Source organism: Tsuneonella litorea, assembly GCF_025154015.1.
GTDB classification, from domain to species: domain Bacteria; phylum Pseudomonadota; class Alphaproteobacteria; order Sphingomonadales; family Sphingomonadaceae; genus Tsuneonella; species Tsuneonella litorea.
The window spans coordinates 158159-180080 of record NZ_JAOAMV010000005.1; the positions used below are offsets into that span (position 1 = coordinate 158159).

At 68.2% G+C, this 21922-nt stretch carries 32 protein-coding genes and 1 tRNA gene; 11 read left to right on the plus strand and 22 right to left on the minus strand.

What is annotated here, in order from left to right; translation table 11 throughout:
* Nucleotides 1-3 precede the first annotated feature (3 nt).
* The 5 genes from N0B51_RS11010 to virB11 are packed head-to-tail and all read left to right on the plus strand — an operon-like array spanning nt 4 to nt 6528.
* A complete protein-coding gene (locus N0B51_RS11010) occupies nt 4-2436 on the plus strand; it encodes a VirB4 family type IV secretion/conjugal transfer ATPase (RefSeq protein WP_259962408.1) in 2433 nt (810 codons plus the stop codon).
* Entirely contained in the window at nt 2433-3632 is a 1200-nt protein-coding gene (locus N0B51_RS11015) for a TrbL/VirB6 family protein (RefSeq protein ID WP_259962409.1), read from the plus strand. Before N0B51_RS11010 ends, N0B51_RS11015 begins: the two co-directional genes overlap by 4 nt.
* Nucleotides 3629-4423 (plus strand): TrbG/VirB9 family P-type conjugative transfer protein, encoded by a 795-nt coding sequence (locus N0B51_RS11020; RefSeq protein ID WP_259962410.1) that lies wholly within the window; start codon nt 3629-3631, stop codon nt 4421-4423. The genes N0B51_RS11015 and N0B51_RS11020 overlap by 4 nt, the downstream gene beginning before the upstream one ends.
* A complete protein-coding gene (locus N0B51_RS11025; protein WP_259962411.1) occupies nt 4423-5529 on the plus strand; it encodes a TrbI/VirB10 family protein in 1107 nt (368 codons plus the stop codon). Before N0B51_RS11020 ends, N0B51_RS11025 begins: the two co-directional genes overlap by 1 nt.
* Before the next feature lie 6 nt (nt 5530-5535).
* Nucleotides 5536-6528: a P-type DNA transfer ATPase VirB11 gene (gene virB11, locus N0B51_RS11030; protein ID WP_375545956.1), complete on the plus strand. Its 993-nt coding sequence runs from the start codon at nt 5536-5538 to the stop codon at nt 6526-6528.
* Here the strand turns inward: virB11 and N0B51_RS11035 are convergent, their stop codons facing one another.
* Entirely contained in the window at nt 6529-7266 is a 738-nt protein-coding gene (locus N0B51_RS11035) for a queuosine precursor transporter (RefSeq protein WP_259962413.1), read from the minus strand. It lies immediately after the preceding gene.
* A 60-nt stretch (nt 7267-7326) separates the two neighbouring features.
* On the opposite strand from N0B51_RS11035, the gene N0B51_RS11040 reads away from it, so the two are divergent.
* Together N0B51_RS11040 and N0B51_RS11045 are read left to right on the plus strand one after the other, a co-directional pair.
* A tRNA-Arg gene (locus N0B51_RS11040) sits at nt 7327-7403 on the plus strand.
* Between the two features lie 70 nt (nt 7404-7473).
* Entirely contained in the window at nt 7474-7857 is a 384-nt protein-coding gene (locus N0B51_RS11045) for a hypothetical protein (RefSeq protein WP_259962414.1), read from the plus strand.
* Nucleotides 7858-8103: 246 nt separating this feature from the next.
* Here the strand turns inward: N0B51_RS11045 and N0B51_RS11050 are convergent, their stop codons facing one another.
* From N0B51_RS11050 to leuC, 11 genes are all read right to left on the minus strand, one after another.
* Nucleotides 8104-8613, minus strand: coding sequence for a YybH family protein (locus N0B51_RS11050; protein WP_259962415.1), 510 nt, complete (start codon nt 8611-8613; stop codon nt 8104-8106).
* Nucleotides 8614-8738: 125 nt separating this feature from the next.
* Nucleotides 8739-9515 (minus strand): NUDIX hydrolase, encoded by a 777-nt coding sequence (locus N0B51_RS11055; RefSeq protein ID WP_259962416.1) that lies wholly within the window; start codon nt 9513-9515, stop codon nt 8739-8741.
* Between the two features lie 306 nt (nt 9516-9821).
* Nucleotides 9822-10151 carry a Grx4 family monothiol glutaredoxin gene (grxD, locus tag N0B51_RS11060; protein WP_259962417.1) on the minus strand — a complete coding sequence of 110 codons (330 nt, stop codon included), beginning with the start codon at nt 10149-10151 and terminating at the stop codon, nt 9822-9824.
* Between the two features lie 60 nt (nt 10152-10211).
* A complete protein-coding gene (locus tag N0B51_RS11065; protein ID WP_259962418.1) occupies nt 10212-10445 on the minus strand; it encodes a BolA family protein in 234 nt (77 codons plus the stop codon).
* A gap of 4 nt (nt 10446-10449) precedes the next feature.
* On the minus strand, nt 10450-10773 hold the full coding sequence (locus N0B51_RS11070; RefSeq protein WP_259962419.1) for a DUF1476 domain-containing protein: 324 nt from the start codon (nt 10771-10773) through the stop codon (nt 10450-10452).
* Nucleotides 10770-11264, minus strand: a complete 495-nt coding sequence (locus N0B51_RS11075; protein ID WP_259962420.1) for a cytochrome c — start codon at nt 11262-11264, stop codon at nt 10770-10772. Before N0B51_RS11075 ends, N0B51_RS11070 begins: the two co-directional genes overlap by 4 nt.
* Nucleotides 11265-11269: 5 nt before the next feature.
* Complete coding sequence (locus N0B51_RS11080) at nt 11270-12268, minus strand: NADPH:quinone oxidoreductase family protein (protein ID WP_259962421.1); 999 nt, start codon at nt 12266-12268, stop codon at nt 11270-11272.
* A 13-nt stretch (nt 12269-12281) separates the two neighbouring features.
* Nucleotides 12282-12884 (minus strand): 3-isopropylmalate dehydratase small subunit, encoded by a 603-nt coding sequence (gene leuD, locus N0B51_RS11085; protein ID WP_259962422.1) that lies wholly within the window; start codon nt 12882-12884, stop codon nt 12282-12284.
* Nucleotides 12884-13042, minus strand: a complete 159-nt coding sequence (locus N0B51_RS11090; RefSeq protein ID WP_259962423.1) for an isopropylmalate isomerase — start codon at nt 13040-13042, stop codon at nt 12884-12886. The genes leuD and N0B51_RS11090 overlap by 1 nt, the downstream gene beginning before the upstream one ends.
* Before the next feature lie 40 nt (nt 13043-13082).
* Nucleotides 13083-13577 carry a DNA-deoxyinosine glycosylase gene (locus N0B51_RS11095; RefSeq protein WP_259962611.1) on the minus strand — a complete coding sequence of 165 codons (495 nt, stop codon included), beginning with the start codon at nt 13575-13577 and terminating at the stop codon, nt 13083-13085.
* The gene (gene leuC, locus N0B51_RS11100; protein ID WP_259962424.1) at nt 13574-15007 is read right to left on the minus strand and encodes a 3-isopropylmalate dehydratase large subunit; all 1434 of its coding nucleotides are present in this window, start codon (nt 15005-15007) and stop codon (nt 13574-13576) included. The genes N0B51_RS11095 and leuC overlap by 4 nt, the downstream gene beginning before the upstream one ends.
* A gap of 161 nt (nt 15008-15168) precedes the next feature.
* Between leuC and N0B51_RS11105 the strand changes: the two genes are divergently transcribed.
* The 3 genes from N0B51_RS11105 to N0B51_RS11115 are packed head-to-tail and all read left to right on the plus strand — an operon-like array spanning nt 15169 to nt 17098.
* Nucleotides 15169-15570 carry an acyl-CoA thioesterase gene (locus N0B51_RS11105; RefSeq protein ID WP_259962425.1) on the plus strand — a complete coding sequence of 134 codons (402 nt, stop codon included), beginning with the start codon at nt 15169-15171 and terminating at the stop codon, nt 15568-15570.
* A 16-nt stretch (nt 15571-15586) separates the two neighbouring features.
* Nucleotides 15587-16105 (plus strand): sterol desaturase family protein, encoded by a 519-nt coding sequence (locus N0B51_RS11110; protein WP_259962426.1) that lies wholly within the window; start codon nt 15587-15589, stop codon nt 16103-16105.
* A gap of 51 nt (nt 16106-16156) precedes the next feature.
* Nucleotides 16157-17098, plus strand: a complete 942-nt coding sequence (locus N0B51_RS11115) for a helix-turn-helix transcriptional regulator (RefSeq protein ID WP_259962427.1) — start codon at nt 16157-16159, stop codon at nt 17096-17098.
* Here N0B51_RS11115 and N0B51_RS11120 read toward each other — a convergent pair.
* From N0B51_RS11120 to N0B51_RS11165, 10 genes are read right to left on the minus strand one after another with little or no spacing between them, the layout of a single operon-like run.
* Nucleotides 17095-17508 (minus strand): SufE family protein, encoded by a 414-nt coding sequence (locus tag N0B51_RS11120; protein WP_259962428.1) that lies wholly within the window; start codon nt 17506-17508, stop codon nt 17095-17097. The genes N0B51_RS11115 and N0B51_RS11120 overlap by 4 nt on opposite strands.
* A gap of 26 nt (nt 17509-17534) precedes the next feature.
* Nucleotides 17535-17711: a hypothetical protein gene (locus N0B51_RS11125; protein ID WP_259962429.1), complete on the minus strand. Its 177-nt coding sequence runs from the start codon at nt 17709-17711 to the stop codon at nt 17535-17537.
* A complete protein-coding gene (locus tag N0B51_RS11130) occupies nt 17712-17978 on the minus strand; it encodes a hypothetical protein (protein ID WP_259962430.1) in 267 nt (88 codons plus the stop codon).
* Nucleotides 17979-18005: 27 nt separating this feature from the next.
* Nucleotides 18006-18278: a hypothetical protein gene (locus N0B51_RS11135; protein ID WP_259962432.1), complete on the minus strand. Its 273-nt coding sequence runs from the start codon at nt 18276-18278 to the stop codon at nt 18006-18008.
* Entirely contained in the window at nt 18275-18604 is a 330-nt protein-coding gene (locus N0B51_RS11140) for a hypothetical protein (RefSeq protein WP_259962612.1), read from the minus strand. Before N0B51_RS11140 ends, N0B51_RS11135 begins: the two co-directional genes overlap by 4 nt.
* Complete coding sequence (locus N0B51_RS11145; protein WP_259962433.1) at nt 18604-18918, minus strand: hypothetical protein; 315 nt, start codon at nt 18916-18918, stop codon at nt 18604-18606. The genes N0B51_RS11140 and N0B51_RS11145 overlap by 1 nt, the downstream gene beginning before the upstream one ends.
* A gap of 27 nt (nt 18919-18945) precedes the next feature.
* Complete coding sequence (pspC, locus tag N0B51_RS11150) at nt 18946-19323, minus strand: envelope stress response membrane protein PspC (RefSeq protein ID WP_259962434.1); 378 nt, start codon at nt 19321-19323, stop codon at nt 18946-18948.
* Complete coding sequence (gene pspB, locus N0B51_RS11155; protein ID WP_259962435.1) at nt 19320-19628, minus strand: envelope stress response membrane protein PspB; 309 nt, start codon at nt 19626-19628, stop codon at nt 19320-19322. The genes pspC and pspB overlap by 4 nt, the downstream gene beginning before the upstream one ends.
* Before the next feature lie 3 nt (nt 19629-19631).
* Nucleotides 19632-20549, minus strand: coding sequence for a phage shock protein PspA (gene pspA, locus N0B51_RS11160; protein ID WP_375545957.1), 918 nt, complete (start codon nt 20547-20549; stop codon nt 19632-19634).
* Nucleotides 20546-20698 carry a hypothetical protein gene (locus N0B51_RS11165; protein WP_259962437.1) on the minus strand — a complete coding sequence of 51 codons (153 nt, stop codon included), beginning with the start codon at nt 20696-20698 and terminating at the stop codon, nt 20546-20548. Before N0B51_RS11165 ends, pspA begins: the two co-directional genes overlap by 4 nt.
* 138 nt (nt 20699-20836) lie before the next feature.
* On the opposite strand from N0B51_RS11165, the gene pspF reads away from it, so the two are divergent.
* Nucleotides 20837-21859 (plus strand): phage shock protein operon transcriptional activator, encoded by a 1023-nt coding sequence (gene pspF, locus N0B51_RS11170; RefSeq protein ID WP_259962438.1) that lies wholly within the window; start codon nt 20837-20839, stop codon nt 21857-21859.
* Nucleotides 21860-21922 lie beyond the last annotated feature (63 nt).

Here is a 21922-nt window from a genome sequence, read left to right on the forward strand (position 1 = left end):
AGTATGAGTAAATGGATCGGTGCCGCCGCCTGGAGCGCGAAGGAAGCCCGCGCGGGTGACCGGCTGCCCTATGCGCGCCTGATCGACGGCAGCACCCTGCTGCTGCGCGACGGCAGCGTGATGACCGCGCTGCAGGTCCCCGGCCTGCTGTTCGAGACCGAGGATTCGGACGCGCTCAACCACCACGCGGCGACCCGCGAGGTCATGCTGCGCTCGACGCTCGACGCGCGCTTCGTGCTCTACCACCACGTGATCCGCCGCCGGGTCGAGATCGAACTCGAGGCCGCGTTTCCCGATCCGCTGACCGCGCACATCGATCGCCGCTGGAAGGAGCGGCTCGCGGGCGGATCGCTGTTCGTCAACGACCAGTTCGTCACGCTCATCCGCCGTCCTGCGCGGGGCAAGGCGGGGCTGGCCGAACGGGCGAGCAAGATGTGGTCGCGCAAGGGCCGCAGGGAGATCGAGGCCGATCCGCGGGACGTGCGTTCGCTCAAGGCCGCCGCCACCGGGCTGGTGGCGTCGCTCCAGGCCTACGGCGCGGCGCTGCTCGATGACTACCAGGGGCCGAGCGGGGCGACCAACAACGAGATCCTCGAGCTGCTCTCCGCGCTATACAATGGCGAGATGCGCCCGGTGCGCCGTCCGGCCGAGGACACCGACATCGGCCAGATGCTGCCCTATCGCCGGGCGAGCTTCGGGCTCGACGCGATGGAACTGCGCGGCTCGGGCGAGCCGGACTTCGCCGCGATCCTGTCGCTCAAGGACTATCCCGAGGCGACCAGCCCGGGCCTGCTCGACGCGCTGCTGCGCCAGCCGTTCGAGATGATCGTGTCGGAAAGCTACGCGCCGTCGGAACGGACTACCGCACGCGAGCGGATGGACCTCGCGATCCGCCGCCTCAAGTCGGCCGACGAGGAAGCGATGGCCGAGCGCGCCGACATGCTCGCCGCGCGCGACGCGCTGGGCAACGGGGCGGTCGGCTTCGGCGACCATCACCTGACGGTGCTGGTGCGCGAGGCGACCCTGCCCGAGCTCGACGAGGCGACCGCCGCCTGTGCCGCGGCGCTTGCCGATACCGGCGCGATCGTCGTGCGCGAGGATACCAACCTTGAGCCGGCGTTCTGGGGCCAGTTCCCGGGCAACGAAAGCTATATTGCCCGCCGCGCGATGATCTCGAGCGCCAACATGGCGAGCTTCGGTTCCCTGCACGGCATGGCGCTCGGCCAGGCTGAAGGTAATCACTGGGGCGAGGCGGTCACGCTGCTCCAGACGACGAGCCGCACGCCGTTCTTCGTCAACTTCCACACCGGCGACCTCGGCAACTTCACCGTCATCGGCCCCTCGGGCTCGGGCAAGACGGTGGTGATGAACTTCCTTGCCGCGCAGGCGCAGAAGTTCAGCCCCCGCACGATCCTGTTCGACAAGGACCGCGGTGCCGAACTGTTCATTCGCGGCATCGGTGGGCGCTACGACCGCATCGCCAGCGGCGAGCCGACCGGGTTCAACCCGCTCGCGCTGCCGGACACGCCGACCAACCGGGCGTTCCTGCGCGACTGGCTGGCGGTGCTGCTCAAGGCCGACGGTCCGGAGGAGCTGGCGACGATCGCCGGCGCGGTCGATGCGGCCTATGCCAACGACGCCTCGCTGCGGCGCCTGCGGCATTTCCGCGAGCTGCTGTCGGGCGCCAGGCGTCCGCAGCCAGGTGATCTCGCCGACCGGCTCTCGGCGTGGATCGCCGGCGGCGAGCACGCGTGGCTGTTCGACAACGAACGCGACGAGCTCGACCTCGGAGCCCGCGTGCTCGGCTTCGACATGACCGCGCTGCTCGAGAACCCGCGGCTGCGCACGCCGACGATGATGTACCTGTTCCACCGGATCGAGGAGCGGCTCGACGGCAAGCCGACGATGATCCTGATCGACGAGGGGTGGAAGGCGCTCGACGACGAGGTATTTGCCGCGCGCATCCGCGACTGGCTCAAGACGCTGCGCAAACGCAACGCACTGGTCGGGTTCGCGACCCAGTCGGCCCGCGACGCGCTCGAGAGCCGGATCGCCACCGCGCTGGTCGAACAGACCGCGACGATGATCTTCATGCCCAATGCCCGCGCCCGGGCCGAGGACTATTGCGACGGGTTCGGGCTGACCAACCACGAGCTGGCTCTGATCCGCAGCCTGCCCGCGCACAGCCGCGCGTTCCTGATCCGCCAGCCCGATGCGAGCGTCGTCGTACGGCTCGACCTCTCGGGCGCGCCCGAGGTGCTGGCGGTCCTGTCAGGCCGCGAAAGCTCGGTGCGGCGGCTCGATCTCTTGCGCGAGGCGGTCGGCGACAACCCGGCCGACTGGTTCCCCGCGCTCACCGGCCATGCCTGGCCCGGCGGTTCGGGAATCGAACAGGAAGGCGGCGACCATCCATCGTTCCGCCTCGCGGCCGAATGAGCGCGGCCTGCGACCGGGCGGCCGAGGGCGTCGGCAACGGCGTCGCCGCGGCGCTGCAAGCGGTCGATTGCGTCGCCGGCGAGACGATGGCGTCGGCGTTCGGGCGCCTGTTCGCGCCGGGCGGGGCGATGGTCACCACGCTGACCATCCTGCTCGGGCTGTTCGTCGCGTGGTTCGGGATCAACCTGCTGCTCGGCCGCGCCAATCTCTCGGTCCGCTCGCTCACCCCGCGGATGATGACCATCGGCGCGGTGCTGACGGTGGTGACGAGCTGGGTCGCCTACAGCACGCTCGTGCTCAACTTCACCGTCGCGGGGCCTGACTGGGTCGCAGGGGTCATCACCGGAAGCCGCGAGAGCGCGACGCAGGTCTTCGCGCAGAAGATCGACGTGGTGTTCCAGGCGCTCCAGCAGGCGAGCCCCGGCCAGGCCGAGGGGAAGGACATTTCCGCCTTTTCGCCCGAGGGCATGATGTGGCTGGGCGCGATGCTGTTCCTGCTCGGCACGGTGGGCGTGCTCGTCACTGCGCGCATCGCGCTCGCGGTGCTGGTGGCAGCGGGGCCGATCTTCGTGGTCATGGCGCTGTTCGGCAGCACCCGAGGGCTATTCACCGGGTGGCTCAAGGGGCTCGTGATGCTCGCCCTGGTGCCGCTGTTCGCGGTTCTCGGGGGCAGCGTCATGCTCGAACTCGCGGTGCCGATCCTCGCCGTTCTGGTGCAGACTCCGGGACAGATAGACCCGCAGGCGGCGATGGCGTTCTTCCTCGTCGGCGCGGTCCACATGGCGTTGATGGCGATGGTGCTGAAGGTCGCTGCCACGATGGTCGGCGGCTGGCGCGTGTTCGGGCTTGCGAGCGACCGGAATGAGCGGAGTGAGGGCGTCTCGACCGCGGCCGCGCCCACTGTCGTACCAGCCGCGGCGACCGCCGCCTCGTCCGCAGCCGCGCAGCCCTCCGCGGGCGGTGAACGACGCATTCCCGTGACCGCCTTCGCCACCGCGCCCGCCGCGAACGACGTGGGGGCGGGATCGGCGTCAGGCGGACTGCGCGACACCCGCGTCGTCACTGCCACCGCCGCTTCAGCCCCCGGTCAGGTGGGGTCGCCGATGATCGGGTCGACGCGCGCCAGGGGTATCGGCAGCCGCTACAAGTCGCCGCCGCCCCGTCTTCAGGCGCGCCAATCGGAGAAAGTGACATGATCCGCGCAAGCCTTGCGCTCACCCTGCTGGCCGCCTCGACCGCTGCGTTCGCCGACGATTCGCGGATCGTCGAGAGGATCTACGATGCGGGCAAGGTCGTCCGCATCGAGGGGCGGACCAAGGTCCAGGCGACGATCCAGTTCGGCGAGGACGAGCATATCGAGAACGTCGCGATCGGCGACAGCGAGGCATGGCAGGTCACGCCGAACAAGCGGGCGAACCTGCTGTTCGTGAAGCCGCTGAGCCCGGGCGCGGCCACCAACATGACGGTAGTGACCGACCGGCACACCTACCTGTTCGATCTCGTCGCCTCGGCGAGGGCCAACCCGCTGTACGTGTTGCGCTTCACCTATCCGAACGAACCGAAGCCGTCGCCGCAGCTGGCGACCACTGACGGGCCGACCGAAGAGGAGTTCGCCGCGATCACCGACCCGCGGGCGGTCACCGACCCGGCCGAGCTCAACTTCGCCTGGGAGGGCAAGGGCGATCGCAAGCTCCTCCCCGCGCGGACGTACGACGATGGCGCCGCGACCTTCCTCGCGTGGCCGGCGGACAGCCCGGTGCCGGCGATCCTCGTCAAGGACGCCAAGGGCATGGAAGGGCCGGTCAACTTCACCGTTCGCGGCGACGTGATCGTGGTCGACGGGGTCCCGCGCGAGATCGTGCTGCGCTCGGGCAAGGATGCGGCCACAATCGTCAACAACGGACCCGTGCGTGCCGCCCCGGCCCTGGCCGCGCCGCAGGCCGCGCTCGCCCGTACGGACACCCAGATCAAGGAAGGGAACCGCTGATGCGACTCGCCATGCGCCTGCCGGCGAAGAAGGCCGGAGAACCCGCCTCGGGCGATCTTGACCCGCGCGAGGGCGAGAGCGCTGAGATCATCGATCTTGCCAGCCGCAACGCCTTTCCGGCGGTCACCCAGCGCAAGGGCAAGTCCGACGGGCTTGGTCTTGCCGCCGGCGTGGCGGTGATCGGGCTGCTCGGCGCGGTCACGCTGTGGAGCATGAACGCCGCGCGGACCGAGAAGGCGGACGGCGCGACCCCGCAGGCGGGCGTGCAGCAGGCGCCGGCGGTACCGTCGCAGGCGGTGACCGAAGTCGCGACGCCGGCTCCCGGGGCCGCCATGGCGCCGCGACCCGACCCCGCTCCGCAGCCGGTCTATGCGCAGCCGGTCCAGCCGGTACAGGGCGTGCGGGCCAATCCCTATGCGAACCCGACGGTTGTGTTCGACGCCAGCAACCTGCCGGGCGGCGGCCTGGGCGAAGCCGCCCCGGGACCTGCGGGCGAGGCGGGCGGTACGACCGGTACCGCGAACGATTTCGCCAGCAAGATCGGCGGCGTCGGCGGCGCACCGGCGCAGGCGCGCGCGATGGTCAACCCGCAGACGACGGTGACGCAAGGCACGCTGATCCCGGCCGTGCTCGAAACGGCGATCAACACCGACGTGCCCGGCTACGTGCGCGCGGTGGTGAGCCAGGACGTGCGCAGCTTCGACGGCACCCGCGTCCTCGTGCCGCGCTCCAGCCGGTTGATCGGCCAGTACCAGTCGGGCCTGCAGGGCGGGCAGAAGCGCGCCTACGTGATCTGGACCCGGCTGATCCGGCCCGACGGCGCGTCGGTCAACCTCGCCTCGCCCGCGGTCGGATTCGACGGAACCACGGGGCTCGAGGGCAAGGTCAACAGCCACTTCTTCCGGCGGTTCGGATCGTCGATGCTGCTGTCGGTGATCGGCGGCCTCGCGACCGGCGGCGCCTCGGTGATCCTCGGCGGCGGGTCGAGCGCGGCGCAGACCGCGGCGCAGCAGGACGGCCAGATCCCGCCGACCGTGCGGGTCCGGGCGGGCGAGCCGATCCGCGTGTTCACTGCCCGCGACCTCGACTTCTCGACGGTCAAGTAGGCCGCCGTGGCCGACGTGCATCCCCTTCCCACGAGCGGTGGCGCGGCCGAACGCAGCGTCTATCTCGACGCCTACCTCGCGCCTTTCCAGCGCTGGCTCGACGTCGACACGGTTACCGAGATCCTCGTGAACCGGCCGGGCGAAGTATGGATCGAGGATGCCGCGCAAGGGGGCATGGTCCGGGTCGATGCACCTGAGATCGACGACCGGCTCGTCCAGCGCCTCGCCGAACAGGTCGCCCGCGTCAGTCACCAGGGGATCAACCGCGAGCACCCGCTGCTCGGCGCGACGCTGCCCGACGGCGCGCGGGTGCAGTTCTGCGGCCCGCCCGCGGCGCGCCGGCACTGGGCGATGGCGATCCGCCGCCATCGCCGGCTCGACCTGCCGCTCGACGCCTACGACACCGGGCCGCTCGGCGGCGAGCAGCGCCCCCCGATGCCCGATGCGCAAGGCCAGCCGATCGCATTCCTCCGCGAGGCGATCCGCCAGCGCCGCACGATCCTGATCTCCGGCGGCACCAGCACCGGCAAGACGACCTTCCTCAACGCCATGCTGGGCGAAATCCCGAAGGGCGAGCGGGTGATCCTCGTCGAGGACACCCCCGAGCTGCGCCTGCCGGGCGAAAACGGCGTCGGTCTTGTCGCCGTGAAGGGCGAGCTGGGCGAAGCGAAAGTGACCGCGAACGAGCTGCTCCAGGCGGCGCTGCGGCTGCGGCCGGACCGCATCGTGCTGGGCGAACTGCGCGGGGCGGAGAGCGTCAGCTTCCTGCGCGCGATCAATACCGGCCACCCGGGCAGCTTCTCGACCATCCACGCCAACTCGCTGACAGGCGCGCTCGAACAGCTCGCGCTGATGGTCATGCAGACCGGCATTGGCCTCTCCCGCAGCGACACGATCGCCTATGCCGCTGGCGTGATCGACGTGATCGTCCAACTGGGTCGCGACGGCGAAGGCAAGCGCGGGATCACCGCGATTGCCGAGAGCGCCGCGCTCGTCTGATCAGGACGCGCGGCCGAACGGCGAGAAGTCCGTTCCGCGGTCGAACACCTCGACCCCCTCGCGCCGCTTCAGGAAGCCGACCACGGCGTAGGTCACCGGCGTCAGCAGGGCTTCCCACGCGGTCTTGATCGCCCATTGCGAGATCACCACCATCGCAAGCTGCTCGATCGGCCAGCCCGCGAGGCCGTAGAATGCGAGCGGGTAGAAGATCAGGCTGTCGAGGCCCTGCCCGACGAAGGTGGAGCCGATCGTCCGCATCCACAGATGGCGACCCTCGGTCATCAGCTTCATCTTGGCGAGCACGAAGCTGTTGGCGAACTCGCCCACCCAGAACGCGGTGATCGAGGCGAGCACGATCCGCCACGAATTGCCGAAGACGAACTCGTACGCCTCCTGGCCCGGCCATCCGGCGGCAGGCGGCAGAGCCACCACCACCCAGGCCATGAACGCCATGAAGGCGAGCGCCGCGAAACCCGCCCAGATCACCCGCCGGGCGCGGGCATAACCATAGACCTCGGTCAGCACGTCGCCGATCACGTAGCTCAGGGGGAAGAACAGCACGCCCGCGCCGAACGCCCACTGGGTCCCGCCCGGCAGCACGACGTAGCTCGGCTTCGATGCGCCGATCACGTTCGACAGCAGCAGGATGGCCACGAAGGCCGCCATGATGAGGTCGTAATAGCGGAAGTGCCGCGGCGCGGCGGCTCCCCCCTCGATCGCTGCCACCTGCTCGCTCATGGACGATCCGATATCCCGATTTGTGCCCCGCGAAAAGCACGCTATGCGCGTTGCCGCAGCGCGCCCGTAGTTCAACTGGATAGAGCACGAGCCTTCTAAGCTTGGAGTTGCAGGTTCGAGTCCTGCCGGGCGCGCCACTAAATCAGAACTTTAGGCGTTACCTCTGCGGTTGTCAGGTAACGCATAGGTAACGCGCGGGGAATGGGCATGGACCTCAAGAGCTTCGTCTCAGAGACACTCACTCAAATTGTTACCGGAGTTGAGGATGCGCGAAACAGGCTCAAGGAGATCAATCCGGGCGCGAGAATAAACCCTGAGTGGACAACTTCAGAGAACCCGGACCACCGACACGCAAGTCCTACCCCAGTTGAGTTTGACGTAGCTGTCGTGGTGGTCGACGAAAGGGGCAACACTAGCGGAGAGAAGTTGTCCGCAAGTGCCGGCATCCTATCGGTGGTGACAGCGAAGATGTCAGCGGAAGCCCAAAGCGGGGCGACCGGCTCTCAAAGAAACGAAACGGTGAGCAGGGTTAAGTTCTCTGTGAATGTCGCGCAGCCCGCCGACCTCAAGCATTCACCTCCGAGCTACTGATCGGTTGCTCTGCTGACAGTGCCAGCACAATCTCCGGGCACATATTCCGCAGTTCCAGCAACGCCAGATAGGCATCACCGCGCACCATGAAGAACGCGCCCTGCTTGCCCGCTTCGGGGAACGCCTTGCAGCGATCGAAGGCAACATGGGCACTTTACCGGGATTCACGAAAGCGCCGCGGTTCGCCATCTGCCCGCGAGGGCAAGCGGCAGGAAGGAACCGGCGACCGTTGCGCGGCAGGGCTGGTCAGCCGCCGCCGGCGGGCAGGTCGCTGTTGAAGATGTCCGCCGCTGCCTTCCATTCGCCGCCGACGTTGCGCCAGACGACCACGTATTTCCCCGTGTCGGTGACCGGGGTGCCGTCGGGCGCAACCGTCAGCCGGTAGGTCCCCCGGTCCAGCGCGAGGTCGCCCGAGGCTGCAACGAGGATTTCCTCGGGCTCGAAGGTCAGCGCGAAGCCAGGCGTCTGCATCATCGCTGCCCAGGTTTCTTTGATGGCTGCGCGCCCTTTGCCGATCGGCGCATTGGGCGGCATCACCGCGCCGTCTTCGGTGTAGAGGCCGGCGATGGTTTCGGCATCCTTGGCTTCGACGAGCTGGAGCCAGCGGTCGACCTGCTGGCGGATGGCTTGCTCTTCCGCTCCGGTGTCGGCCGTGGCGGCCGCACTCGCGCCGGCCGGATCGTCGGCCGGCGTTTCGCTCGCCTGGCACGCGGTGAGCAGTGCCGGCACAGTCAGCAGCAACAACGATTTCCTCATCGCTCCCTCCTTCTCTAGCGGCGCGGTTCTTACCACCGCAGGCCGCTCCCGCGAAGCGAAAGCGTGCGTCCTTCGAACCGAACGCATTGGCCGCCCGCCCGGGGGGCGAGGGCCTCACGCGAGGGTCATCCCCGCGCCGCTGTCGTGAGCGGTTCTCCAGCTACCGGGTATCCGGCATCGTCGGGTATCCGCAGCCAGCGTACGCCGCCGCGTTCCTCCATCCACGGAGTGATGGTTCTGACCGGGGTCGCTTCGGCGTGGGCGCGCGCTTCCGCGAACGAACCGAACTGCGCAAGGCGTTCGAGGTTGCGGCGGGTCGGGAAGATCACCGAAAGGTCGCCCCGAGAGGCCATGTCGAGCGCGCCGGACGCGCTGGTCCAGAACAGGTGCGTGTTCTCGCTGCCGTCTATCTCGAGCTCGACGGCCCCGGTGCCGAGATCGGCAAGGTAGAAGCGCGTGTCGAAGATCCGCGGAATGCGCTCGTTCTTGGGGTGCCAGCGCGCGAAAGGGACCACCGAGCCGAGGTCGAGCGACCAGTCCATCGCAGCCAGCACCGGAGCGAGCGCGCCTTCCCGTTCGAGCAAGGCGCGTGCCTCGCGCGCGGTGTCGGCCGACACGTCGCCGACAAGCCCGATTGCGAGGCCGGTTTCCTCCAGCGTCTCGCGCACCGCGGCGATCCTGTGCGCGGCTTCGTCGCTGTCGAACTCGGTGTCGAGCGTGGCGGCCAGCGCATGATCCTCCGGGTCCACGCGCCCGCCGGGAAACACCGCCATGCCGCCGGCAAAGGTCATCGCGTTGTGGCGGGTGACCATCAGGATTTGCGGCGACCCGCCGGCCGGATCGTTGCGGAACACGATTACCGTCGCGGCGGGGATCGAGGGTCGATCGGATGTCTCGGTCATTGCGGCGACTGTGGCGCGCAAGGGGTTGCATGCCAAGACCGATTATCGCCGCCGAGGCTGTCGGTTTTCCTTACAACCGCGCGGAGGGGTTAAGGGTGTTAACCATCGCAATCCGCGCGAATCCGCGGTCGCTGCGACTTGGCACGTTCCGTGCAATGTCGCGGACACCCCAACGGTCTTCCAACGAGGCGGGACCACCGGTCTCCCGGTTCTGCCTCCCCGACCCGAGAACCCATGAAGAAACAACCCGTCCGGCCTACCCAGCCGGACGGGATTTCTTTTTGCCGAACGGACCGGACTTGCGCCTCAATCGGCGGTGGCCACGCCCTTCTCGTTCATGAGGGTCTGCAGTTCGCCGGCCTCGAACATCTCCATCATGATGTCGCTGCCGCCGACGAACTCGCCCTTGACGTAGAGCTGGGGGATCGTCGGCCAGTCGCTGTACGACTTGATGCCCTGGCGGATCTCCATGTCCTGCAGCACGTCGACGCTCTCGTAGGAGACGCCGCAGTGGTCGAGGATCGAGACCGCGCGGTTGGAAAAGCCGCACTGCGGGAAAAGCGGGGTGCCCTTCATGAAGAGCACGACATCGTTCTGCTCGACGATGTCGGCGATGCGTTGTTTGACGTCGGACATGGCCGGACCTTGCTTGTTATCGGGGCTTTGTACCAGGCGTTCGCCCGGTTGCGTGGGGATTCAGTTGGGGACGGCGGTGGTCAGTTGCAAGGCGTGCAGTTCCCCGCCCATCCGGTCCCCCAGGGCATCGTAGACCCGCTTGTGCTGCCGCACCCGGGGAAGTCCGGCGAACGATGCGCTGACCACGTGGGCCGCGTAATGATCGCCGTCGCCGGCGAGGTCGCGGATCTCGACCTCGGCATCGGGAATCGCGGCGCGGATCAGCGCCTCGATCTCGTTCGCCTGCATCGGCATTCGATCAGCTTTCGCTCATGAGCTGGCGGCGCGCCTCGACGGCCTTTTCCTCGAGCGCGGCGCGCACCTCGGCCTCGCTGACGTCGCAGCCAGCCTGGGTGAGATCGCCCAGCACCTTGCGGATCACGTCCTCGTCGCCGGCTTCCTCGAAGTCGGCCTGGACCACCGCCTTGGCATAGGCATCGGTTTCCTCGGGGGTCAGGCCCATCTTGTCGGCCGCCCAGTGGCCGAGCAGCCGGTTGCGCCGCGCGGCAACGCGAAAGGCTGCGTCCTCGTCCATCACGAACTTGCGTTCCTCGCCGCGCTCGCGATCCTTGAAATCGGTCATGTCGTGTCTGCCTGCCTATTGAGCTGGTATGTATCGTGGCACGCTTTGCACGCGGCCTTCGTGCTGGCAAGGGCGGCCTCGATCGCGGCGGTATCATCGGACGTGACCGCGGCGAGGAGGCGCTCGGTCGCCGCGCCGTACTGGTCGACGCGCGCGGCGAAACCGGCCGGATCGCTCCAGATCGCGGGCGAAGCCTTGGACATCGCGTCCCCCTGCGTGCGCGGATCGAACAGCGCGGGCAGCGACTGCGCGAAATGCGCAAGGCCATCTGCCGGCAGGCGATACGACTTCGTCGGGGCCTTGCTCGCGAGGCCGTTCGAAATGGCGCCGAGCGCCGCCACCGACATCGCCATGCCGCCTTTGCGCGCATCCACCAGCTTGTGCGCATCGATCGTGGAAGGTGGCGGCGGGGCGTGGTTTTCCACGTTGACGGCGCAGGCGGCAAGCGCCGCACTCGTCGCGGCGGCCAGGACAACGGCATTCTTGCGCATAGGGTTCACTCCATCGTGACGACCAGCTTGCCCACGGCTTCGCGATTTTCCAGCTTGGCGATCGCGTCGCCCCCGCGTTCGAGCGGGAAGGTTTCCGAGATCAGCGGGTCGATCTTGCCCGCCTTCATGAGGTCGAACAGCTCGGCCGCCTGGGCGCGGAACTTCTCCGGTTCGCGCGCGGTGAAGGCCCCCCAGAACACGCCGCAGATGTCGCAGCTCTTCAGAAGCGTCAGGTTGAGCGGCATTTTCGCGATCCCTGCCGGGAAGCCGACCACCAGGAAGCGGCCTTCCCACGCGATCGCGCGCAAGGCCGGCTCCGAATACTGGCCGCCTACGATGTCATAGACGATGTTCGCGCCCTCGGGCCCGCAGGCCGCCTTGAACCTGTTCGCCAGATCCTTGCTTTCGTCCTTCGACATCTCCCCCTTGGGGTAGATCACGACGTCGTCGGCACCGGCCCGCCGCGCCACTTCGCCCTTCGCCTCGCTCGACACGGCGGCGATCACCTTCGCCCCGAACGCCTTGCCGAGTTCGACCGCCGAGAGGCCCACGCCGCCGGCCGCGCCGAGGACCAGCATCACGTCGCCGGCCTTGATGTGGCCGCGATCCTTGAGGCCGTGGATTGTCGTGCCGTACGTCATCATCAGCGACGCGGCCTTTTCGAACGGCACCCCTTCGGGCACCGGGAAAAGCCGCCGCGCGTCGACCGCGACCTTTTCGACCAGGCCGCCGTTGCCGATCCCGCCGAACACCCGGTCGCCGACCTTGAACTGGTCGACGCCCTCGCCGACCGCCTCGACCACGCCGGCGATCTCGCCGCCGGGCGCATAGGGACGCTCGGGCTTGAACTGGTAGAGATCGCGGATCATCAGCGTGTCGGGAAAATTGATCGCGCAGGCCTTTACCGCGACGACGACCTGTCCCTTTCCGGGGACGGGATCGTCCACTTCGTCGAGGGTCAGGGTGTCGGGTCCGCCGACGGCGTGGGTGCGTAGGGCTTTCATCGGGTAGGGGCCTTCATGCAGCTATTTCGGTTCCGTGTGCCAGCCATGGCATGTCGCGTGCCTGCCGGTCTTCGTACGTGGCGATCGCTTCGTCGCGCGCGAGCGTGAGCCCGATCTCGTCCAGTCCTTCCATCAGGCACGCCTTGCGAAACGGGTCGATGTCGAACCCGAAGCGGTCCTGGAAAGGGGTGGTCACGACCTGGTGTTCGAGGTCGATCGCGATGGGATCGGTCTGCGCCACCGCAAGCAGGCGGTCGACCTGTTCCTGCGGCAGCGCGACGGTGAGGATGCCGTTCTTGAACGCGTTGCCGGCGAATATGTCGGAAAAGCTCGGCGCGATGACCGCCCGAACGCCAAGGTCGAGCAGCGCCCAGGCGGCGTGCTCGCGGCTCGACCCGCAGCCGAAATTGTCGCCCGCGATCAGGATCGGGGCGCCCGCGTATGCGGGATCGTCGAACACGTTGCCGGGCTGCGCGCGCACCGTTTCAAAGGCGCCGCGGCCGAGTCCTTCGCGGGTCACCGTCTTGAGCCAGTGGGCGGGGATGATCACGTCGGTGTCGACGTTCTTCGCGCCGAACGGGATCGCCCGCCCCTCTACCTCGCGGATCGGCTCCATCAGTCGGTTTCGGGCGCTTCGCCCGACGGGATCGGCGGCAGCTGTTCGGGCTTGTGCTTGTCCTTGCGCTTGGTCGCGTAGAGGAGCGCAGCGGCGATGGCCGCCGAGCCGATCGCCGCGCCGGCGGCCACGGCCTTGCCAGTAAGCTTTTTCGTCATGTGCCCATCCATGCGGCGGGGCGCGGTGCCGCGCAAGGGGTCAGCTCAGGAAATCGGCTAGCCCGGCCCAAAGGCGCTCTTTGTCGGCCAGCGGCATCGCCGCGAAGGCAGGAGACGACGAGGGCAGGTCGACCAGCGCGAGGTTGCTCTGGGCCAGTTGCGGCCGCCCGATGGCGCTCGCCTTGCGCCCGTTGAAGGCGACCGCCCGAAGCGCGGGTAGGGTGGCGACGAGGTCTGCCAGCGGGGCGTGCTCGGCCTCGCGGATCGCCGAATCGAGGCTGCCCGCGCGGCGCGCCGAGGCGACCGTGTCCCACAGTGCGATGCGCGCCTTCTGGAGAGCCGCCAGACGCGCTTCGTATTCGAGCGCGGACAAGTCACGGCCGATCGCGCCGCCGACGAGATGCCAGAACCGGTTCTGCGGATGGGCATAATAGCGCCGCGCCGCGAGCGAGGCCTCGCCGGGCAGGCTGCCGAGGATCAGGACCCGCGCGTCCGCGGCGGCGACGGGCGCGAAGGCGGTCTTGCGGCCGGTCAGCTCACCAGCTCGCGAACATCGGTGAGCTTGCCGGTCACCGCCGCAGCCGCAGCCATCGCCGGGCTGACGAGATGCGTGCGCGCGCCGGGACCCTGGCGGCCGACGAAGTTGCGGTTGCTCGTGCTCGCGCATCGTTCACCGGGCGGGACCTTGTCGGGGTTCATCGCGAGGCAGGCAGAGCAGCCCGGCTCGCGCCATTCGAGCCCGGCGTCGGTGAACACCCTGTCGAGGCCCTCTTCCTCCGCCTGGCGCTTCACGAGGCCCGAACCGGGCACGACGATCGCCCACTTTACCTGCGGGGACTTGCGGCGGCCGCGCAGCACCTCGGCCGCGGCGCGCAGGTCCTCGATCCGGCTGTTGGTGCAGCTGCCGATAAAGACGTTCTCGATGGCGATTTCGGTCATCGGCTGGCCGGGGCGCAGCCCCATGTAGTCGAGGCTCCGGCGGGCGGCGTCCTGCTTCGAAGGGTCGGCAAAGCTGTCCGGGACGGGCACGCTGCCGCCGATCGGGACGACGTCTTCAGGGCTGGTGCCCCAGCTGACGGTCGGCTCGACGCGGGCCGCGTCGATGACGACCGACTTGTCGAAGGCCGCTCCCGCGTCGGTGGCCAGCGAGCGCCACCAGGCGACAGCGCGGTCCCACTCCGCGCCGCGCGGGGCGAAGGGACGTCCCTCGAGATAGGCGAACGTCGTTTCGTCCGGCGCGATCAGGCCCGCGCGGGCGCCCGCCTCGATGCTCATGTTGCAGACGGTCAGCCGGCCCTCGACGCTCATCGCCTCGAACACGGGGCCGCGGTACTCGATCACGTGGCCGGTGCCGCCCGCGGTGCCGACGACGCCGATGATGTGGAGGATGAGGTCCTTCGCGGTGACGCCGGGGCCGAGTTCGCCCTCGACCCGTATTTCCATCGTCCTCGACTTGCGCAGCAGCAGGGTCTGCGTGGCGAGCACGTGCTCGACCTCGCTCGTGCCGATCCCGAACGCAAGCGCGCCGATCCCGCCGTGCGCGGCGGTGTGGCTGTCGCCGCAAACGATCGTCGCGCCCGGCAGCGAGAAGCCCTGCTCGGGGCCGACGACGTGGACGATGCCCTGCTCGCGGTCGGTCGCGCCGATGTAGCGGATGCCGAAAGCAGGGGCATTCGCCTCGAGCGCGGCGAGCTGGGCGGCGCTTTCGGGGTCGTCGATGGGAAGCTGGCTGCCGTCTGGCGCACGGCGCGCCGTGGTCGGCAGGTTGTGATCGGGAACCGCCAGCGTCAGGTCAGGACGCCGCACGGTGCGGCCCGCGGCCCTGAGCGCCTCGAACGCCTGCGGACTGGTCACTTCGTGAACGAGGTGGCGGTCGATGTAGAGCAGCGCCGTCCCGTCGTCGCGGGTCTCGACGACGTGGGCGTCCCAGATCTTCTCGTACAAGGTGCGCGGGCGGCTGGCCATGGGGCGGGGCTAGGCGCGCGGCCCCATGGGGGACAAGATGGATAATCTTGTCCGTGGTCTGGCTGCGCGTTTAGCGGTGCCGGCAGGTGTCAGGGGCGCGGCCGAAAATAAACCCGGCGGCGGTCATGGAAATGCAAGGGTCCATGCACTAACTGACAGGCATGTCAGCAGCGGCTCCCTTCCACTTTCCGATTCGCATCATGCCCAGCGACATCGACTTCATGGGCCACGTGAACAATGCGCGGTACTTGGGCTGGGTGCAGGATGCCGTTCTTGCGCACTGGAACAAGCTCGCCCCCGCGGACGCGGTGGCCGAGCGGCTGTGGGTCGCGCTCAAGCACGAGATCACCTATCGGCGTCCCGCGTTTCTCGAGGACGACGTGATCGCCAAGACCGTGCTCGAGAAGATCCACGGGGCGCGGGCGTTCTACCGCACGGTGATCCAGCGCGGCGAAGACGTGCTCGCCGAGGTCAGTTCGAGCTGGTGCTGCGTGGATGCGACCAGCCTGCGCCCGGCGCGCATCGGCGAAGAGATCTCGCGGTTCTTTTTCCCCGGCGACTGACCTATATTGGCCGTCGATGGACTGGCTCTTGCCCTCGCTGATCGTGCTTGCGACCGTGCTCGCGATGGAAGGCGTTGCGTGGTCGAGCCACAAGTACATCATGCACGGTTTCGGATGGGCCTGGCACCGCGACCATCACGAACCGCACGACGGTTTCCTGGAAAGGAACGACCTCTACGCGCTCGTCGGCGCGGCACTCAGCATATCGATGTTCGCGATCGGCAGCCCGATGATCATGGGCGACGGCGCGTGGTGGCCGGGAACCTGGATCGGCCTCGGCGTGCTTGCCTACGGGGTCATCTACACGCTCGTTCACGACGGGCTGGTCCATCAGCGCTGGTTCCGCTGGGTGCCCAAGCGTGGCTACGCCAAGCGTCTGGTGCAGGCGCACAAGCTCCACCACGCGACGATCGGCAAGGAGGGCGGCGTCAGCTTCGGCTTTGTTTTCGCGCGCGATCCGGCGAAGCTCAAGGCCGAGCTGAAGCGCCAGCGCGAAGCCGGCATCGCCGTCGTGCGCGAGAGCGCCGGGGCCTGATCCTTCGACGACGCTGGACTTGATTGCCGCAATCGGGAAAACAGCCGGCAGATGGGTCGCGATCAGTCCGATGTCAGCCAGAACGCGGTGCCTGACCAGGCCCGGCTGACCCGCGCCGACCTCCTGCGCATGGAACTCATCGCACCGCCGGACGAAGCGGCGGGACTTGCCACGACCTTCTACCGGGTGCGGTGCGATGAAGCCCACATCCGCGACGTCCAGCCCTCCTCGATCGGGATACTCATCCTGCTCGGCAAGGGCACGGGCACCCTGCGGTTCCTCGACGACCGGGTCGAGCGCGGACCCGGGTTCACCCTCGTCACGCCGACCTCGGCGGCGACGACTCTCGAGATGGAAGGGCCGTGGGATGCTTTCGGCGCGATGCTGAGCCCGGTCGGCTGGGCGAGCCTGACGGGCCTTTCAGCCGCGGAACACGGCAACCGCGTGCGGGCCGCGGCGGAGGTCGTCCGCGCCCCGCTGGCCGACGCCGGGGAGGCGATCCTGCGCGACTACGATTCGCTGTCCGACGGCGACAAGGCCGCAATCCTCGCGCGCGGCATGGCCGCCGCGGCGAGGCCTTTGCCGCCGCGCCACGTCGCGTTCATTCGCACCGTTGCCGAGTGGCTCGCGCGCTCACTGTCGCCCCCGCTCGCCGACCTCTACGACAGTTCCGGGTACGGACCGCGCCAGGTGCAGCGCCTGACCGAGCGATACTTCGGACTCGCCCCGGCCACGCTCGTGCGCAAGTACCGCGCCCTGCGCGCGGCGGTGCTGCTTGCGAAGCCCGGCCTTTCCGACGAGGACCTGGGCGCGATCCAGGACCACTTCTACGACCAGTCGCACATGATCCGCGAAATCCGCATGTTCGCCGGGCGCACGCCCGCGCGAATCGCCGACCCGGACATGCCGTTCCTTTCGCGCTTCCTCGACCTGCGCAATTTTCGCCAGGCAGGACCGCGTCTGGCCCCGATTCCGGCCGACCTGCGGGCCTAGCGGCGTCCGCCTGCGATCCGCGTGGCGTGCTCCTGCACCAGCGCGATCATGTTCGGCACGCCCTGCGTGCGGTTGCTGCTGAGCTGGTTCCTGAGGTCGAACGGGGCGAGCGCCGCGGCCACGTCCATCCCGGCGACCTCGGCCGCCGGGCGGTCCTGCACGGCCGCGATGACGAGCGCGACGATCCCCTTGGTGATCGCGGCGTTGCTGTCGGCCAGGAAGTGCAGCCGGTCGGCGTCGCCCGTCGGATAGACCCATACCGCCGCCGAGCATCCGCGCACCAGCGTGGCGTCGGTCTTGAGCGCCTGGGGCATTTCCTCGAGCTCGCGGCCGAGCTCGATCAGCAGGCGGTAGCGATCGTCGGGTTCGAGGAACGAGTATTCCTCGGCAATGTCTTGCAGGCTCCGCATGGCGCGCGCCCTTAGCGCGCAGCGGCCTATCCTGCCAGCCCGCCCGGGCGCGTCAGCGCGTAGTACAGGACATAGAACCAGCCGAAGAAGCCCTGGATCGCGGCCCAGAGGATCGACTTGTGGAGCGACCAGCTGATCGCCACGGCGATCGCGCTGCCAAGGCCGATGCCGGCCTTGGTGGCCTCGACGCGGACAGCAGCCATCTAGAGATCGACTCCGCTGGCGATCGCTTCAAGCCGGCGAATGCGTTCCTTGAGGTCTGAAAGCTCGATCCGCGCCGCGCCGAGTGCGCTGCCGGTGTCGGTTTCGCGCGCGGATTCGCCCCGACTAAGGGTCGCGCCCCCGGCCGTCCGCTCGAGTTCGCGCTCCTTCAGGGTGAGCCAGCCCTGCCAGCCGCGCAACATGGCGAAAGCCACGATGGCGATGGCCGTGAGCGAGGCGGCGGCGGTGACGATCTGGTCGCTCGGCATTGCAGGATCTCCCAGTGCTGAAGGAGGTCAGGAGTCTTCGCGGGTGCGCAGCGCCTCGATCTCGGCCGCGACGCGGCGCGATTCGATTGCTTCGCTGGTGTTGCTGTCGGTCGTGATGCGTTCGAGCACCTTGATGCGTTCACGCAGGTCCTCGACCTCGCGGCGCAGCGCGGTCGTCTCGCCGTCCTGCGGCGGGGCGGCGAGGTTACGCCCGTGCCCTTGCGTGTTGTACTTGACGATCCGCAGGACCATGAACGCGATGATCGCGATCGTCGCGACGATGGCGGTGCCCACGCTCACTGCACCTTCTCCCTGCCATCGCGCAGCCGCTCGATCTCGTGCGTCAGCCGATAGCCGCTGTCGGTCACGATCCGCTCGACCGTTTCGAGCCGTTCGCGCATGGCGCCCATCTCCGCCTTGAGCTGGGCGTTCTCCTGGGTCAGCAGCTTGAGCCGTTCCTTCGCCTCGGCATCGGTCTTGGGATAGACCGCCTGGCCCCACGCCCCGTCGAGCGGGTAGCCGTTCTTGATCCGCAGCCAGGTAGTCGTGACCCAGCCGAGGCTGATGGCCACCACGCCCACCGCGATCATCGGTGCGAGCGCTTCGAACATCGCGATCTTTTCCATCATGCACGCTCCTTGCGCAGGCTCTCGATCGACACGCCGCTATCGGTATCGTCGACCCGGCGCTGGTCGCGCAGCGCCTCGATCTGGGTCGCCACGTCGTAGCCCTTGTCGGTGACGATCCGCTCGAGCACCCGGACGCGGTCTTCGAGCGCCTGGACCTGGCTCGAATACTGGGCGGCCTTTTCGGCAGTCGCGTCGGCGGTGGCGCTGATCTGCATTCTCGCCACGTCGCGCTGGTGCTTGGTCCAGATGCGCACGATCGGGATCGACAGCGCGATGATCGGGATCAGAAGGGCGAGCGTTCCATTGTCCATCGATTTATTCCCCCTCGGTTCAGCGGATCAGCGCAGCCGCTCGATCTCGGCGTTGAGGCGCGGGTTGCTGGTGACGTAGTAGGTCTCGACCTCGGCGAGCCGGCGATCGATCTCGCGGAACTTGCCGCGGATCTCGCGCGCGGTGCGCTTGGGGCTTTGCCGAACGCGCTGCCAGTACTTCGATTCCTCCTGGTCGACGTAGAGGTGCGGCGGCTTCTTGTTGAGAAGCAGTCCGGCAATGAAATAGGCCGGCAGCAGGATCGGCGCGATCGTCAGCAAGAGGACGATGAAGCCGAGCCGTATCCAAAGCGCGTTCACCCCGGTGTAGTCGGCGATCCCGGCGCAAACGCCCATCAGCTTGGCGTTCTGCTTGTCGCGGTAAAGCGTGGTGCGCGGGCTGTTCACTTCGAGGCTCCCTTCTTCTCGGCAATCATGCGGTCGAGTTCGCGCAGCGATTCGGTGTCCTCCTCGCTGTCGTGCACGAGGCGGGCAGGGCGGAAGCTCGGATCGTCGCTGGCGACCAGGCGCTCGACGGTCTCCATCCGCGTGTCGAGGCGCTTGGCAAGGTGGTAGAGCTCATCGAGCAGCGACTCGTCGTCATTCGTGATCGACGAGGCGGTCTTCCACTTCGTGACGTAATGCATGATCAGCCACGGCAGGGCGATGAACAGGATGGGGACGATGATGATTTCGCTTGGAAAGTCGGACACGGTTTATTCCCCCTTGGTCTTGTCTGCATCTTCGTCGGTTATCCCGAGCGCGCGTTTCATCTCGGCGAGTTCCTCGTCGATCTTGTCCGCACCGGCGAGGGCGGCGATCTCGTCGGCGAGGGTCGGCTTGCCGGTCCCGTCGGCGATGCTCAGCGCGTCGGCCCTGCCTTCGGCATAGTCGACCCGGCGCTCGAGCTGGTCGAACCGGGCGAGCGCCTCGTCGGCGCGCTCGTTGGTCATCAGGCTGCGCAGCTTCACGCGGTTCTCCGCGCTCTCGAGCCGCGCGGCGATCGCCGTCTGGCGGCTGCGCGCCTCGCGCAGGCGGACCTGGAGCTTTTCGATGTCCTGCTCGTAGGCGCGCAGGGCGTCGTCGAGCACGGCGATCTCCTGTCGCAGCTGCTCGGCCATGTCGCCGGCCTTCTTCTTCTCGACCAGCGCGGCGCGGGCCAGGTCCTCGCGGTCCTTGCTCAGCGCCAGCTGCGCCTTCTCGGACCAGTCGGACTGGAGCCGCTCGAGCTTGACCGTGTGGCGGTGCATCTCCTTCTGGTCGGCGATCGTGCGCGCGGCGCTTGCACGGACCTCTACGAGGGTTTCCTCCATCTCGAGGATGATCATTCGGATCATCTTCGACGGGTCGTCCGCCTTGTCGAGCATGTCGTTGAAGTTCGCCGCGATGATGTCCCGGGTGCGGCTGAAGATTCCCATGAAGGCGACTCCGTAGTTGGCGATGTCCCGCTGGGCGGCGGACTGGGTGGGCGTGGGGCTGCGGCGCAGACGCTCGACTTCCTCGTCGAGCCGGCTGGCGCGCGCGAACGACTGGGGGTGGGCCGGAGCGTCTGACGCGCGGGGGGACTGGGTCCCGCGCGAGGGGGACTCATCGCGCTCCGGCCCTAGGGGGTCGTTGGAAGTGGGCTTGTTCATGCCAGCTCCACGGTGGCGACCGCGCCGCTGGCGGCAAAGGCCGGGGTGGCCTGGATCTGCGCGCTCAATGCGACGAACAGCGCCATCGCAGCGACACTCGCCATCGCGGCGTGGCCGAGGCGGGTCTGCAGGAAACGACGGTCGAACATGGATACCTCCCGGTGAATGACATTCACCACACAGCAAGGTGCGTGCCAATTGCCGATTTACGGATGGCTGGCGCTTTTCGACGAACGGCATTGTGGTTTCTGTTGCCGAGAGTTGGTGATTTTCGCTATTCGTTGGGCATGGAGCGGGAAAACCAGTTCATCGGCCAGTCCGATGCCTTCCTCGACGCGGTCGACCGCGCCAGCCAGGCCGCCCCGATGCACCGACCCGTGCTCGTGATCGGTGAGCGCGGCACCGGCAAGGAACTGATCGCCGAGCGCCTCCATCGCCTGTCCACCCGGTGGGACGAGCCGCTGGTCACGATGAACTGCGCGGCGCTGCCCGAGACGCTGGTCGAAGCCGAGCTGTTCGGGCACGAAGCGGGGGCGTTCACCGGCGCGACCCGCGCGCGCGCCGGGCGGTTCGAGGAGGCTGACCGCGGCACCCTGTTCCTCGACGAGCTCGCCACGCTTTCGATGCAGGCGCAGGAACGGCTGCTGCGCGCGGTCGAATACGGCGAGGTCACGCGGATCGGCTCGAACCGCCCGATCCGCGTCGATGTTCGCATCGTCGCGGCGACGAACGAGGACTTGCCGCAGCTCGCCGAACAGGGTCGCTTCCGCGCCGACCTGCTCGACCGGCTCAGCTTCGAGGTGATCACGCTGCCACCGCTGCGCGTGCGCGAGGGCGACGTCATCGTGCTGGCCGAGTTCTTCGGCCGGCGCATGGCGAGCGAACTCGGCTGGGAAAAGTGGCCGGGGTTCGCCGACCACGTCCGCGAGCAGTTCGAAAAGTATCTCTGGCCGGGCAACGTGCGCGAGCTGCGCAACGTCGTCGAGCGCGCGGTCTATCGCTGGGGCGATTCGGAACAGCCGATCGCGCACGTCGTGTTCGACCCTTTCGACAGCCCGTGGAAGCCGACCGCCGCCCCCGCTCCCGCCGCGCCCGAGACCGCGAGTGCGCGCCCGGCGGCACCCGCGACGCCCGATTTCGATTCGATCGACGACCTGCGCGCCGCGGTCGATTCGCACGAGCGTGCGATCGTCGAGCACGCGCTCGGGCGCAATCGCTGGAACCAGCGCCAGACCGCCAAGGCGCTGGGCCTAACCTACGATCAGCTGCGGCATTGCATCAAGAAGCACGGCCTCGCTGAAAGCGAGTAAGCGGCTTGCTTTTGAGGGCGCGCGCGCCTATCTGGCCCTTCATCCCGACATCGCGAGACTGGA